The organism is Synechococcus sp. W70.1 (assembly GCF_047461515.1).
Lineage (GTDB): Bacteria > Cyanobacteriota > Cyanobacteriia > Thermostichales > Thermostichaceae > Thermostichus.
In genome coordinates this window covers 1-14,242 of the sequence record NZ_JANSHH010000022.1, presented here as the reverse complement: position 1 = coordinate 14,242, position 14,242 = coordinate 1, and the positions used below count along the sequence as shown (strand labels likewise).

Genomic DNA, 14,242 nt, shown 5'->3' with positions numbered 1-14,242 from the left:
CCCTACTCCCACGAAGCTGTTAGCGCAAACTTGACACGGCGTATCATCAGCTCCGCCGCAATGTTAACCACCAGAGTGATGGCTAACAGAATCAAGGCCACATACATGAGTGCTGCAACCTGCTCGGGGCCCGCTTCCGCAAACTCGTTGGCCAATAGGGCTGGGATGTTGCTGGCAGGAGCCAGAAGCGAGATGCTAATGCCGCGGGCATTCCCAATCAGCATCGCTACTGCCATCGTCTCCCCTAGGGCGCGTCCCAAACCCAAAACCACCGCTCCCAGGAGGCCGCCAATTGCTGCCGGCAGCACGACACCAAAGATGGCTTCCCAGCGAGTGGCTCCCATCGCATAGGCAGCCGCCCGCAACTCTGGCGGAACGGACACCAGCACTTCCCTGGCGATGGCAGTAATGATGGGGATGATCATGATCCCCAAGACAACCCCCGCTGTCAGCATCCCAGGCCCTACTGGTGGTGTGCTGAAAATGGGCAGCCAGTTGAAGTGCTGGAACAAAAACATCTGTACAGGGCGGAAGAAGGGGATGAAGATAAACAACCCCCAAATGCCGTAGACCACACTGGGAATGGCTGCCAGCAGCTCCACCACGATGATCAAGGCTGTGCGCAAAGGCTTGGGCAAAAAGTCCTCGCTCAAAAAGATGGAGATGCCAAAGCTTAAGGGAACGCCCACGATCAGAGCAATCAGAGAAGTCACCAGGGTGCCGTAGATCTGGGGCCAAGCACCGTAGTTGTTCACAACAGGATCCCAGGTGGTGCCCCAGAAAAAGCCCAGCCCGAACTCCCGAATGGCAGGTAGCGCCTGAATCCCAATCTCCAGAGCAATCCACAACAGTAGGAAAGCCGAGAAAAAGACGGCGATCCGCGTTGCCCAAATAAATAGCCAGTCGCGCCAGCGCTGGAAGACGGGCCGGGGCCGAAATAGAGAACTGCTCTCTGCGGAAAAGGTAGTGGTCATCTGCTGGGTAGGGGGTACAAACTTCTACGGAGTGATGCTTTCCAGGGCAGCCAGAGCTTTCTTCCGCGTTTCCTCTGGCAAGGGCACATAGCCCAACGGCTCCGCAAAGGATTGCCCTTCGGTGAGGCCGTAGCGAAGAAACTCTTTGACAGCCTTGGAGGTTTCAGCTTTGGGGTAGGCTTTGTAAGCCAAGATCCACGTGTAGCCCACAATGGGGTAGGAGTCTTCCCCTGCGGGATCTGGGTCAACCCCCAGCAGCCGCTCGTCGAGCTTGATTCTCGCCAGCGCTGCCTGCTCCGTCTCAACTTTGGGGGTGACGAACTTGCCTGCCCGGTTTTCCAGGCGAGCGATATTTAGGTTGTTGAGCTTAGCAAAGCCGTACTCCACATAGCCGATTGAGCCAGGAATCTGCTTGATTTGTTCAGAAACGCCTTCGTTACCGCGAGCTCCCACGCCAGTTGGCCAGTTCACGGAAGAGCCACGGCCCACTTTTTGCCGCCATTCGGGGCTAATGGCGTTGAGGTGGGTGGTAAAGATGTCGGTGGTGCCACTGCCATCAGAGCGGTGCACAACAGTAATCGGCAGATCTGGGAAAGTCACGCCTGGGTTAAGGCCAGCCAGCAGCGGATCGTTCCATTTCTTGATCTTGCCCAGGAAGATATTGACCAGCGCCAGGCGAGAGAGGCGAATTTCAGGACCTACGCCGGGGACGTTATAGGCTGCCACCACTGCCCCGCCCACCATAGGCACGGCCACCATGCCCTTGGGAGGGTTGGCTTCACCCTCAATCTTGCTAATCTCCTCAGGACGCGGCACGCTATCGGTGGCGCCGAAGTCGACAGTGCGGGCCACAAATTGCTGACGGCCAGCGCCGCTCCCCACCGATTGGTAGTTGACTTGGATGTTGGGGTTTTTCTTGCCAAATTCTTGGGCCCACGTTTGGTAGAGAGGGGCCGGGAAGGTAGCTCCAGCGCCGTTGATGGTTATCGTCTTCTGCTGGGCAAACACTCGCTGCCAGCCGGCCTGACTTGCCGCAAAACCAGCAGCAACTGCCGACAAGGACTTGAGGAAAGAACGACGACCCAAGGAATGCGACATCAACATACAGAGATCTCTCCACTGAAGAGCGTGTCCTAGCCCAGGTCCAAAAGCTGCAACTGCGAAACCTAACTCCAAGAGTTCAGTCCACTGGGCCGAAGAAAGCACAGGATCTCGTTGAGACCCCAGCCCCTGCAACTCAGTCGTTAAATGTAACGTAAGGTCAACCCTTTTTTGGTTAACAAGAGGTTAAACTCAGGTTATTTCTAGGCCCAGCAGCCGAGGTCGCGACTGTCGGGCTTAATCAGGGTAGAGACCCCAGGGGGAGGCTGGGGCTGGGCTGACATTGGTCGGTGGAATGCCTAGAATAGAAGGCTGTCAAGAGAGTGGGTGCCTTCCTCCTATGGCAAAAGATGTGCAGGTGATGCTGCGCCAGGCGGTTCCTGGGCTCGGCAAGCCGGGAGAGGTGGTGAGTGTCAGGCCGGGCTATGCCCGCAACTACCTTTTCCCGCGGCAGATGGCGGTGCGGCTTACGCCTGGACTTCTCAAGGAGCAGCAGATGCGGCGGGAGCAGGAAGCAGCCCGCAAGCTGGCTGAGAAGCAACAGGCGGAAAACTACAAAAAGGCTTTGGAGACGATTGGCCGTTTTGTCATCCGCAAGAAGGTGGGCGAAAAAGACCTGCTCTTTGGACAGGTAACTGCCAGCGATATTGCCGAGGTGGTGCTGGCTACCAGTGGCCTCGATATTGACCGCCGTAACGTCTTGCTCAATGAGGAGATTAGGAAAACTGGGGTTTACCTGGTGCAGGTGAAGTTACACCCCGAGGTTACCGCTACGCTGCGCATTCAGGTCACGCCTGAGTAGAAAAGAGGTTCTGGTTCAGACGGCTATGCCCACTTGGCCCGCTGCGCTAGGGTGTGCAGCCTAGCAGTCGGAGAGCGGGGGAGAGCTTGGTTCTTCTACCCTGGCTGGTGGTGATTAGCGATTACGACCTGACCGGTGGGGATCGGCTTCCGCCTCAGAACATAGAAGCGGAGGAGGAGATCTTGGGCGGCATCCTCCTTGACCCTGAGGCGATGGCGCGGGTGGCGGAGCTCTTGCGGCCTGAGATGTTCTACCTCTCCGCCCACCAGGAGATCTACCGGGCTGCTCTGCAGTTGTACAGCCAGGGCCAGCCCACTGACCTGACCACTGTTTCTGCCTGGTTGGCAGATCACCAGCTCTTGGAGCGAGTGGGAGGAACGGCGGCAATTCGCCGCCTAGTGGAGCAGACGGTTAGCAGTGTCAACATTGACCAGTATGCCCGTCTGGTGGTGGACAAATACATGCGCCGCCGGCTGATTCAAGTCAGCAACACCTTGGCGCGTCTGGCCTACGACACTAGCCAGCCTCTCCCTCAGCTCCTGGATCGAGCCGAGCAAGAGGTGTTCAGCCTCACCCAGGAACGGGTGCAGCGCAGCCTTGTTCCAGCCTCGGAAGTTTTGGTAAACATCTTCTCAGAGTTGGAGGAGAGGTTCCAGAGCGGGGCTCAGATCCCTGGGATCCCGACCAAATTCATTGACCTCGACAACCTGACCCAGGGCTTGCAGCGGTCGGATTTGGTCATCCTAGCCGGCCGTCCTTCGATGGGAAAGACCAGCCTGGCTCTTAACATTGCCCAAAATGTGGCTGCCTACGTCAAGCAACCGGTGGCCATCTTCAGCCTGGAGATGTCGCGGGAGCAACTGGTGCAGCGGCTCTTGGCCAGCGAGGCGCGCATTGATAGTAGCCGTCTGCGATCCGGGCGCATCAGCGAGAATGAGTGGCAACGCCTGGGGCAGGCGATTGGCTTTTTGTCGCAACTGCCTTTGTTTATCGACGACACGCCCAACTGCACAGTTACAGAAATCCGCTCCAAGGCGCGGCGTCTGCAGGTGGAGCAAGGAGGGACGTTGGGGTTGGTGTTGATCGACTACTTGCAGCTCATCCAGGGATCTGAGTCCGACAACCGGGTGCAGGAATTGTCGCGCATTACCCGCGGCCTCAAGGCGCTAGCCAAAGAGCTGATGGTGCCGGTGCTGGTGCTATCTCAGCTCAGCCGGGCAGTGGAGTCCCGCTCAGACAAGCGTCCGAAACTGGCAGATTTGCGGGAGTCGGGTTGTCTAGCCGGCGATACCCGCGTGAGGGACGTGGATCGCGGCAAGATCTGGCGGCTGGAGCAACTGGCAGCCCTGCCGCCTTCAGCAGAACTGCCGCGCCTGCTTAGCCTCAATGGGCGCGGGCGGCTGGTGCCCCAACAGCCAGTGAGGGTATTTTGCAGTGGGCGGCAGCCCACATGTCTTCTAAAAACCCGCCTCAACTTTTCCATTCGTGCCACTGGCAACCACCCCTTCCTAACTCGGGACGGCTGGAAAACCCTCGACGAGCTGCAACTGGAGGAGGAGGTGGCGGTGGTGGTGCAGGAGGGGTTGATCTGGGATCCCGTCGTCTTCATTAGCGAGCCGGGGGAGCCGCAACCGGTTTACGACATCGAGATGCCCCGCCACCACAACTTTGTGGCCAACGGCCTGCTGGTGCACAACAGCATCGAGCAGGATGCCGACGTGGTGATGATGATCTACCGGCCCGAGTACTACGATCCCAACACCAGCGATCGCGGAATTGCGGAGGTAATTGTTGCCAAACACCGCAACGGCCCCACGGGCACGGTGCGCCTTTTGTTTGAAAGCCAGTACACCCAGTTTCGCAACTTGGCGGATCCCTATCGGTGAGCGAAAGCCGCAGCAGAAGTAGATCGGGACTCCTTTCAAGGACAGGTCCGGGGTGCGAGGTGTTAGCCTGAGATTGCCCCCCTAGGGCAGGTCGCTGTTGCTGGCTACCTCCCTCTGCCTAAAGCCATATGTTCAAAAGCCTGTTGATCGCCACCGATTGCCGCGATGGACTGCAGCGTTTTGGCAAATGCCTAGAAGAGCTTTACCTGAATGGGATTGAGCGCGTTGCCTTTGTGCATAGCGTCGCTCGGCAGGACGACGACATTGGCCTTCCCGAAGACCTCACCCCCAAAGTGCAGGCGCAACAGGCTCGCTTACAAGAGGTGTTGAGCGCCGTTCCTGCAGGGCTGGAAGTCAAAGTCTTGGTGCAGGCGGGCAAGGCGGTGGATCTGATTTTAAGAGGGATCCAAACCTGCAGCTCCGACTTGCTAATCACAGGCATGGGGATCCACAATCTGCTCACCGAAAAACTGTTTGGAAGCACCACCTTGGAGCTGCTGCCGAAGCTGACCATCCCGGTAATGGTGATGCGTCCGCAACTCATCGCCGCCTTTACTCTGGAAGAATTGCGCCTGCGCAGCCGCCACCTATTTCGCTCCCTCCTAGTGCCTTTTGACTTTGAGGAGCCCCGCCGGCAGCTCCTCAGCCGTCTTGGCCAACTGCTGCCAGGAACTTCCCAGTGTCAGGCCATTACGCTGCTCTATGTGGTGGATCCCAGCGCCCGCCGCAACCAGGGATCGCCGGCAGAAGAGCTCAAGCGCAGGGCCGAGGCCGACTTGGCCCGGCTAGTCGAACCGCTGGTCGAGCAGGTAAAACCGGTGCAGTTGCGGGCTTTGGTGCGGGTGGGATCCCCGCTTCAGGAAATCCTAGCCACCGCTGCTGAGGAGGACATGACCGCCATTGCCACCGCCTCCCCACGGGTGGGGACCTTTTGGGAGTGGTCAATCCGTAGCCTCACCGGCGAGATTCTACGGCAAAGTTGGCATCCGGTGTTGTTTTTCCCGCGCGGTTCCTTGGCGTAGTAGAGCTGCCCAACCCCCCTTCTATGCCGCTTGACCAAACCTTGAAGGAACTGTTCCAGGCGGTGGCTCAGGGGAAGCTCTCTCCCGAGCAGGCCCTGCAAGCCTGTCGCTTCCTGCCTTTTGAGGCGGTAGGAGACTTCGCCCGGGTGGATCACCATCGCCTTCTGCGCACCGGCTTTCCCGAAGCCGTGTGGGGGCCGGGCAAAACTCCCGAGCAGATTGCCCAGATTCTGGAGCGGCTGCACCGCCAGGGATCCCTAGCTTTGGCCACCCGCGTCGATCCCTCGGTCTATGCCCAAGTTCGCTGCCGCTTGCCCCAGGCCCAGTATTCTCCTGTAGCGCGCTTGTGCTGGATCCCTCCCCAAAAGGTGCATAGCTATCCCGGCCAGATTAGCGTGATCTCCGCTGGCACTGCCGACGTGCCGGTGGCTGAAGAGGCCGCTCTCACCGCCGAGCTCTCCGGGTTTCAGGTCAACCGCCTCTGGGATGTGGGAGTGGCCGGGATCCACCGCCTGCTGCACCACCGCGCCGCTCTGGAAGCCGATGTGCTCATTGTAGTGGCAGGCATGGAGGGAGCCTTGGCCAGCGTGGTGGCGGGCCTGGCAGACTGTCCGGTAATCGCTGTGCCCACCAGCGTTGGCTACGGGGCCAGCTTCCAGGGCTTGGCTGCCCTACTGACCATGCTCAACTCCTGTGCGGCGGGAGTGGGAGTAGTGAACATCGACAACGGCTTTGGGGCGGCCATTTTGGCAGGCCAGATCCTGCGCTGTGGACAGCGGCTAGCGACGCGATTGCCTTCGCCTGCAACCCCTGGAGATAGGGAAGGTTAAGAAATGTAAAACGATCCTGAGCTGGGCAAGCTATACTCGGGCCATAGCTATGCTGGAGCTTTGAATTTCTCCGCTGGGAGGAAGCTGAGGGGTCGAGCCTTTCTCCAGCTACCCTTCTTGGGGCGCTTCCTCAACGACCACAAAAATCTTCCGAAAGGGAGGTTATGGACGTAGGATAGCAGTCTGGGGTTGGCTGCACGGGACGAACGACTCTTTGACCGGAGCACAGGAAGCTCGCTGCTATGTCAATCAAGGCAATAGACACCGCTGTGGCTCTTGTTCAAGGGATAATTCAGTCCTTTAGTTGGGCGGATCTCTTTTTGGTGGTGGCTCTGGTGTTTTTGGAGGCGGCCCTCTCTGCCGATAACGCTGTCGCCTTGGCTGCTTTGGTCAAGCATTTGCCCACCCCCCAGCAGCAGAACCGGGCTTTGCGCTGGGGCATTGTCAGCGCCTACGGCTTTCGTATTGCCATCGTGTTTGCAGCGGTGTGGTTGGTCGAGTACCCGCCCGCGCGATTCTTGGGGGCCTGCTACCTGCTCTGGCTGGCCTGGCAACATTTTCGCGGGGAAGAGGAAGGCCCAGCGCAGGACATCACTCGCCAGGCCAATTTTTGGCAAACGCTGGTCATGGTGGAGCTCACCGACCTTGTGTTTTCCTTCGACAGCATTGCTGCTTCCGTGGCCGTCTCCCGCAAGGCGTGGGTGATCATCCTTGGCGGCATCCTCGGCATTACCCTGATGCGCTACATGGCCTCTTTGTTCTTGCGCTGGCTGGATGAGTTTTCCCGCCTGGAAGATGCTGCCTTTGCCATCATCGCCCTAGTGGGAAGCCTCATGCTGCTGGAGGTGTTCTTCCCCCAGATCGAGATCCCGGACTGGGGAATGGTGGTGGCTGTGTTCCCTGTGTTTGTCTGGGGCTTCTCCCAGCGCCGCAGTCCTTCTCCCCCAGCCGTGGCCCAGCCAGATTCGGCTCTGCCCCGTTTAACAGAGGAGATCCCTGCCGGCTTAGCCGCTCTTGCTGAAGTGGAGTCTGCCGCCGAGCTACAGTTGGACTAAATCGCCAGCAGGTTGTCCGGGCAGGGGAAGGGCCTTGTAGACTAGCAGTGGAGGCAAGCCACCGGAGGAACGTACCCTGATTCCGCAGTTTTGCCGGAAGTGGTGGACAAAGTGCTGCCAGCAAGCCATTGCCACAAGCAAGGACAACCAGCAGAAGCCCCCAGCAGGGGTAGAGGGTGGACACTCTCCAGCCAAGGTAGACGAGCCGATCCCTCTGGTAGAGCTGCGGCAGGTCTCTAAGCGCTTTGGGGCTACGGTGGTGCTGGATCGGATTGACCTCAAAGTGTACCGGGGCGATGCCCTAGGACTGGTGGGGCCTTCCGGTACTGGCAAGTCGACCCTGTTGCGCATCATCGCGGGCCTAACGGAGCCCGACGCTGGCGAAGTGCTCTGGTGCGGTATTCCTTTGCCAGAGATTCAGGCCGGCCACCGCACTCCTCCTTTGCGGCTGGGCATGGTATTTCAGCAAGCGGCTCTATTCGACTCCCTAACGGTGGAGGAAAACGTCGGTTTTTTGCTCTACGAGCACTCGCGGCTGCCGCGAGCCCGCATTCGGGAACTGGTGGCGGCCAAGCTGGAGGCGGTGGGGCTGGCGGGTAAGGAGAACAGCCTGCCGGAAGAGCTCTCTGGGGGGATGCGCAAACGGGCTAGCTTTGCCCGCGCCATCATAGAGGATCCCTCTCTGCCCCAAGACGAGCCGCAACTGCTGCTTTACGACGAGCCCACAGCGGGCCTGGATCCCATTGCTTCCACCGTAATCGAAGACCTCATCCGGGATCTGCAACAGGTGAAAAAAGCTTGCGAGAGCTACATCGTCGTAACCCACCAGCACAGCACCATCTACCGTGCCACCGACCGCGTTGTGCTCTTGGCCCAGGGGCGGGTGCAGTGGGAGGGATCCGTGCAAGAGATTGCGACGAGCGACAACCCCTTTGTGCGGCAATTCTTCAGCGGTAGTGTAGAAGGGCCAATTCAAGTGGCAGGGCAGGTGTGATGCGTTCGCGAGCCATCCGAGAAGGGGCAGTGGGCCTGTTGATCTTGGCGGGGGTTCTGATCTTTGCCGGGCTGTTTCTGTGGATCTACAACCTGCGCTTTGGCAGCCGCGGCTTTCGGTTTACCGTTACCTATCCCGGCGTGGCCGGCCTGGCGGAGGGCTCTAGCGTGCGGCTGCGGGGGGTAGCTGTGGGCCGGGTGGAGCGCATCGTGCCTCAGGCAGCTCAGGTGGAGGTCCAGGTGGCCATCGACCAGCCCTTGATCATCCCTCGCGATGCTCTGTTTATTACCCAGCAAACAGGGTTGGTGGGGGAGACGGTGGTGGACATCTTGCCTAGGGGGAGTGTCGAGGGGGCAGTGGGATCCCCCCTAGCTGCCGATTGCGACCGCAGCCAAATCATCTGCGATGGCGATGTGGTGGAAGGCACACCGGGGGTGGATTTTGGCCAGTTGCTGATTCGCCTGGAGCGGTTGCTTGCACGGGTTGACGATGATGAGGTTTTTAGCACCCTTAACGCCACCCTAGAAGGGATCACCCGCGCTGCCGACAGCGTGGCCAACCTCTCGGAAACCCTGGAAGAGCGGGTGGCAGCCCTGCGCACGGAAGATCTGGACTTGTTGCAATTCACCGAGGCGGCCAGAGCAGTGAGCCAAACTGCCGCAAGTCTCCAGGAGGCTGCCGACCAGTTCACGGCCCTGCTTCTAGAAAATCGCGCCTCGATCCAGGCCGCCCTAGAGAATATCCAGCAGGTGAGCGCCGATCTGGAGGCGATGTCGAGCGCGGTTCGCCCGCTGCTTACCGATCCGCAACTGCAAGAGGAGGTGCGCCAGATCCTAGTAGGGGCACGAGTAACGGCGGAGAACGCGGCCAAGGCCACTGAGGATCTGCGGCAGCTTGCGGCTGCCCTAAGCGACCCGGGCACCCTAGCAACCTTGCGCCAAACCCTGGACTCCGCCCGCATCTCCTTTCAGAACGTGCAAAAGATCACGGCTGACATCGACGAGCTTACCGGGGATCCCCAGTTTCGCCGCGCCCTGCGAGAGCTGGTGTTGGGGCTGAGCAACTTGGTTTCCAGCGCCCCTTCCAACAACGGGATTCGGCCCGCTGCCGTCCAAGTCGCGCCCGTTTCTTTTACCCTCGCCCCTATGGGGCAGCAGCCGGTTCCCCAAGAGAAAGCCAAGATCCCTGCCGAGATCCGCTCCCCTAGCAGCGGCAAAAGCCATTGAAGGGATCCCGAAGCTGGGGTAGGCTTTGCGGGTATAGGACGCCGCGCCGTTGACCAGGGTTGAGGTGTGAGGAATGTGTGGCATTGTCGGCTATGTGGGCTTTCAGTGGGCTGCCCCCATTCTGGTGGAGGGCCTACGCACCTTGGAGTATCGCGGCTATGACTCCGCAGGCATTGCCACCGTGGATCCAGAAGAAGGCTTGAGGATCGTGCGGGCCACCGGCAAGCTGCACAACCTGGTGGTGAAACTCACTACAAACATGCCCACAGCCAAGGTGGGGATTGGGCATACCCGCTGGGCCACTCACGGCGGCATTAGCGAAGAAAATGCCCACCCCCACTGCGACGTCCAGGGGCGCGTCGTGGTTATTCAAAACGGCATTGTGGAGAACTACCTGGAGCTAAAGGAAGAACTGCTGCGGCGAGGGGTTACCTTTCGCTCCCAAACCGATACCGAAGTCATTGCCCAACTGCTCGGTCTCTACGTCGAGGAGCTGGGATCCTTTGAGGTGGCCTTTGGCAAAGTGATGGGACGGCTGCGGGGGGGAAATGCCGTGGTGGCTTTGGATCGGGAGGCGCCGGATCGGCTGATGGCCGCCCGCCTGGGCAATGCCGGGGCTGTGGTGATTGGGGAGGGGGAAGGGGAAAATTTTGTGGCCTCAGATCTGCCCGCCATCATCCGCCACACCCGCAGGGTGGTGTTCCTGGAAGATGGAGAGATGGCCATCCTCACCGACTCCAGCGTGCGCTATCAGCGCATTACCGGCGAGGAGCTGCGCAAAACTCCCCTTACCGTGGCCTGGGATCCGGTCTCGGCGGCCAAGGGCGGCTACAAGCACTTCATGCAAAAAGAGATCCACGAGCAGCCGCGCACCATCACCGAGACGCTGCGGGGGCGGGTGGATCTGGAAGCAGGCCGGGTGAACTTGGAGGGGCTGGCCCTGACAGAAGTGCAACTGGCTCAGGTGGAGCAGATCCACGCTGTGGCCTGCGGCACTGCCTGGCACGCCTGCTTGGTGCTCAAGTACTTCATTGAGAACCTGGCCCGCACCCCGGTGCAGGTGGACTACGCTTCCGAGTTTCGCTACCGCCAGCCGGTGCTGCGCCCCCACAGCCTGCTTTTGGCTCTTACTCAATCCGGGGAGACGGTGGATACGCTGGCAGCCATGAGCGAGGCCCGCAGCCAAGGGATCCCCACCCTAGCCATCGTCAACGCCATCGGATCCCAGGCCACCCGCCTGGCGGATGCGGGGGTTATCTACATCCACGCCGGGCCGGAGATCGCCGTGGCTTCCACCAAGGTCTTTACCGGCATGTTGGTGGCAGGGTACCTGCTGGCCCTGCAACTTGCCCAGGCCAAAGGGATCCTCAGCCCAGCCCAGATCCAACCCCACCTGCAAGCTTTGATCGAGCTGCCAGCCAAGATCAGCCTCTTGTTAAAAGACGCCGCCCTCTACGACCACCTGGCGGAACAGTACCACCATGTCACCGACATGCTCTACCTGGGCCGCTGGGTCAATGCCCCCATTGCTCTAGAGGGGGCGCTAAAGATGAAAGAAGTGAGCTACATCCATGCCGAGGGCTACCCAGCAGGGGAGATGAAGCACGGCCCCATTGCTCTCATCGACGAGCGCATGCCAGTGGTGTGCATTGCCACCCGCGATCCTGTCTACGAAAAAATGCTCTCCAACATCGAGCAGGTGCGGGCGCGGGGCGGGCGGGTCATTGCTCTAATTAACCCGGAAGATACCCAGGTGCGGGAGAAAGCCGACCACGTCATCGAGGTGCCCAGCACCACTCCTCTGCTGTCAGCGGTTTTGAACGTCATCCCCTTGCAGTTGTTTGCCTATGCCATGGCCCTCCGCCGGGGAGCCGACGTGGATCAGCCGCGTAACTTGGCCAAGTCGGTTACGGTTGAATGAGCAGCGTTTGGTGAACCTTTCACCTAATCTAGGTTTTGCACAATTCGGGAAAGCTCACTTCTCTCGTCCACACTGATTCGGGTCGGGGATCCGCTGATAATCCGCTCGTAGCCGCGGAAGGAATCGCGAATTTCAATGCCCGAGTTGGAGATGACGTACTCGCGGATGCCCTTGTCGTGCCAAGATCCCCGCATCTTAAAGACGTTGAGGGCCCGCGCCATCTCGCCCCGAATCTCCACGTACTGCAGCAGAATAATTGTGTCGGTAATGGTGGAGATGTGGGACTCGGTGATGGAGTGGGATCCCATGAATTGGTCAGTAGTGTTGGTGAAAAAACCAGTGATCTCCTCCTGCTTGGCTAGGCTAGTTACACCAATAACAAACTGCCGAAAAGCATCTTGGCTTACGCCCCGCGCCAGCGCCGAGAGGGAGTCAATGGCCATGCGGGAAGGTTTGAAGGCCATCATCTCCGCTTTGATCCGCTGCAGATGGTCTTCCAGACCAGCAGACTCGGGGTAGGCGCAGATGATCTTGAGGAGGCCCTGCCGTTCAAACCCCTCTAGGTCGATGCCCCAGGAAGAGGCATTGCGGGCAAGCTGCGCCCGCGACTCTTCATAGGCAAAGAGAAGGCAGCGCTCCCCATTCAGGCAGCCCCGCTCGAGGAACTTGCTCACTAGCGAAGTCTTGCCAGTTCCCGTGGCGCCGGTGGCCAGGATAATTGAGTCCTTGAAGAAGCCGCCGCCACACATTTCGTCCAGCTTCTCAATTCCAGAAGAGATGCGCACATTGGAGGAGCGCTGAGTAAGTTGCATCGCCCCCAAGGGGAAGATGCTGATCCCCTCGTTGGTGATGGTAAAGGGATATTCGCCCTTCATGTGGGTGGTGCCGCGCAGCTTCAAGATCTCGATGGTGCGCCGCCGTTTCTCTCCTTCCAGGATGTTGCGCAGGATTACCACGTTGTCGGAGACAAATTCCTCCACCCCGTAGCGAGCAATCGGGCCGTACTCGTCCGTGCGCTCCGTGGTCATGACGGTGGTGACGTTGGCCTGCTTGAGGCGGGCCGTCAAGCGGAAGAGCTCCCGCCGCACCACGCCGGCAGGGTCGTACTGCTGAAAGATGGCGGTCACCGAGTCGATGGCAACCCGCTTGGCCTTGTATTTGCGAATAGCGTACTGGATGCGTTCGATGAGGCCAGACAAATCGAAGTTGCCGCTGACCTCGTAGCCCTCCGGGTCTGGAGAAGCATCCAAGATAAAGAGCTGACCTTTGTCGATGAGGGCCTGCAGATCCCAGCCAAAGCTGGAGGCGTTGCGGATAATGTCGGCAGGGGTTTCCTCAAAGGTAACGAAGATTCCCGGCTCTTGGTACTTGACGATGCCGTTGTAGATAAATTGCAAGGCAAACAGGGTCTTGCCCGTACCCGAGGTGCCGCTGACCAGGGTGGCGCGCCCCAGGGGCAGGCCGCCGTGGCTGATGTCTTCAAAACCTTCGATGCCCGTTTGCTTCTTGGGGATCCCGCGCAGCTCTGGGCTGCCGTTGCGGCGGCTAAGGATCTCCTCGGCAGCATTCTCCTGCAGGTTTTCCGGCCCAGAAGGTTCCAATGGCTGGCTCATCCTGCTCTCTCCTCTTAATCCTCTTCGTCCGCTTCTTTGCAGAGTAGATCTAGGCCGATGAGCACCTTCTCGCGGTTGGACAAGTCGCCAATGATCTTCCGTACCGGCGGCGGCAAAACTTTGGTCAGGGTTGGTGTCGCCAAGATCTTATCCTCCTCTGCCAGTTGCGGGCTCTTCAAGACATCGATTACCTTCAGGCTGTAGACGCCGCCGAACTCCTTTTCCAGGATCTCTTGCAAGGTGTTGAGGGCGCGCAGAGAACTGGGCGTATTGCCCGCCACATAGAGCTTGAGGACATAGGCTTTGCGACTGGACATGGCTAGGGATCTCTTGGAGCAGGTTGGGGAAGGGAGCGGCGGTACATTTCACTGAGGTGAGCCATCACGTCGATGAGGGTGAGGCGGTAATCCAGCAGGATCTCTTCGCTGCGACCCTCCAGCTTCAGTTGCTTGGCAAAATCCTCCATCAGGTTCATGTGCAGCTCCAAGAGTTGGGCAGCACTGATGTCGGCAAAAAAGGCAAGCGCCACCAGCTCGTCAATGCGGGCATTGACCGTCTCAGGAGATTGGAAATAGTCCAAGACAATGGCCTGGTAAAGATTGCGCAGTCGCCGCATGAGGGCCTGTTGCTCCTCGGGGGGCAGGTGGCGATAAAACAGGGCTGGATCCCGATGGTAGTACACCCCGGCATAGCCCAGCCGCTCCCGCAGCTTTTCTGCCAGCCGCTGCTGTTGCCGGTAACTGTCCTCGGGGTGGGGGAGGGCTGGGGGCAAGCTGCAGATGGGAGAAACCTGGAGAAAGAAGGCAATGGCCCGACTA

The 14,242-nt window shown here is 59.5% G+C and carries 12 protein-coding genes and 1 pseudogene; 8 read left to right on the top strand and 5 right to left on the bottom strand.

The window, feature by feature from the left end; genetic code table 11:
* Positions 1 to 2 precede the first annotated feature (2 nt).
* Together pstC and pstS are read right to left on the bottom strand one after the other, a co-directional pair.
* A complete protein-coding gene (gene pstC, locus NW808_RS04390; protein WP_414420414.1) occupies positions 3 to 974 on the bottom strand; it encodes a phosphate ABC transporter permease subunit PstC in 972 nt (323 codons plus the stop codon).
* A 24-nt stretch (positions 975 to 998) separates the two neighbouring features.
* Positions 999 to 2,078: a phosphate ABC transporter substrate-binding protein PstS gene (gene pstS / locus NW808_RS04385; RefSeq protein ID WP_414420413.1), complete on the bottom strand. Its 1,080-nt coding sequence runs from the start codon at positions 2,076 to 2,078 to the stop codon at positions 999 to 1,001.
* 337 nt (positions 2,079 to 2,415) lie between these two features.
* Between pstS and rplI the strand changes: the two genes are divergently transcribed.
* The 8 genes from rplI (at position 2,416) to glmS (ending at position 11,811) form a co-directional block, all read left to right on the top strand.
* The gene (gene rplI, locus NW808_RS04380) at positions 2,416 to 2,877 is read left to right on the top strand and encodes a 50S ribosomal protein L9 (RefSeq protein WP_414346619.1); all 462 of its coding nucleotides are present in this window, start codon (positions 2,416 to 2,418) and stop codon (positions 2,875 to 2,877) included.
* A gap of 110 nt (positions 2,878 to 2,987) precedes the next feature.
* A complete protein-coding gene (dnaB, locus tag NW808_RS04375; protein WP_414420540.1) occupies positions 2,988 to 4,763 on the top strand; it encodes a replicative DNA helicase in 1,776 nt (591 codons plus the stop codon).
* Between the two features lie 128 nt (positions 4,764 to 4,891).
* Complete coding sequence (locus NW808_RS04370; protein ID WP_414395103.1) at positions 4,892 to 5,785, top strand: universal stress protein; 894 nt, start codon at positions 4,892 to 4,894, stop codon at positions 5,783 to 5,785.
* A 23-nt stretch (positions 5,786 to 5,808) separates the two neighbouring features.
* Entirely contained in the window at positions 5,809 to 6,615 is an 807-nt protein-coding gene (larB, locus tag NW808_RS04365; protein WP_414395101.1) for a nickel pincer cofactor biosynthesis protein LarB, read from the top strand.
* A gap of 242 nt (positions 6,616 to 6,857) precedes the next feature.
* Positions 6,858 to 7,670 carry a TerC family protein gene (locus NW808_RS04360; protein WP_414420412.1) on the top strand — a complete coding sequence of 271 codons (813 nt, stop codon included), beginning with the start codon at positions 6,858 to 6,860 and terminating at the stop codon, positions 7,668 to 7,670.
* 256 nt (positions 7,671 to 7,926) lie between these two features.
* The gene (locus NW808_RS04355; protein WP_414420411.1) at positions 7,927 to 8,664 is read left to right on the top strand and encodes an ABC transporter ATP-binding protein; all 738 of its coding nucleotides are present in this window, start codon (positions 7,927 to 7,929) and stop codon (positions 8,662 to 8,664) included.
* Positions 8,664 to 9,890, top strand: a complete 1,227-nt coding sequence (locus NW808_RS04350) for an MlaD family protein (protein ID WP_414420539.1) — start codon at positions 8,664 to 8,666, stop codon at positions 9,888 to 9,890. Before NW808_RS04355 ends, NW808_RS04350 begins: the two co-directional genes overlap by 1 nt.
* 73 nt (positions 9,891 to 9,963) lie before the next feature.
* Positions 9,964 to 11,811 carry a glutamine--fructose-6-phosphate transaminase (isomerizing) gene (gene glmS, locus NW808_RS04345; RefSeq protein WP_414420410.1) on the top strand — a complete coding sequence of 616 codons (1,848 nt, stop codon included), beginning with the start codon at positions 9,964 to 9,966 and terminating at the stop codon, positions 11,809 to 11,811.
* 23 nt (positions 11,812 to 11,834) lie between these two features.
* On the opposite strand, the gene kaiC is transcribed toward glmS, so the two are convergent.
* The 3 genes and pseudogenes from kaiC to NW808_RS04330 all read right to left on the bottom strand — a co-directional run.
* Entirely contained in the window at positions 11,835 to 13,424 is a 1,590-nt protein-coding gene (gene kaiC / locus NW808_RS04340; protein ID WP_414395094.1) for a circadian clock protein KaiC, read from the bottom strand.
* Between the two features lie 14 nt (positions 13,425 to 13,438).
* Positions 13,439 to 13,741, bottom strand: coding sequence for a circadian clock protein KaiB (kaiB, locus tag NW808_RS04335; RefSeq protein ID WP_414395092.1), 303 nt, complete (start codon positions 13,739 to 13,741; stop codon positions 13,439 to 13,441).
* 2 nt (positions 13,742 to 13,743) lie between these two features.
* Positions 13,744 to 14,242: pseudogene (locus tag NW808_RS04330) on the bottom strand (circadian clock protein KaiA); the annotation flags it as partial.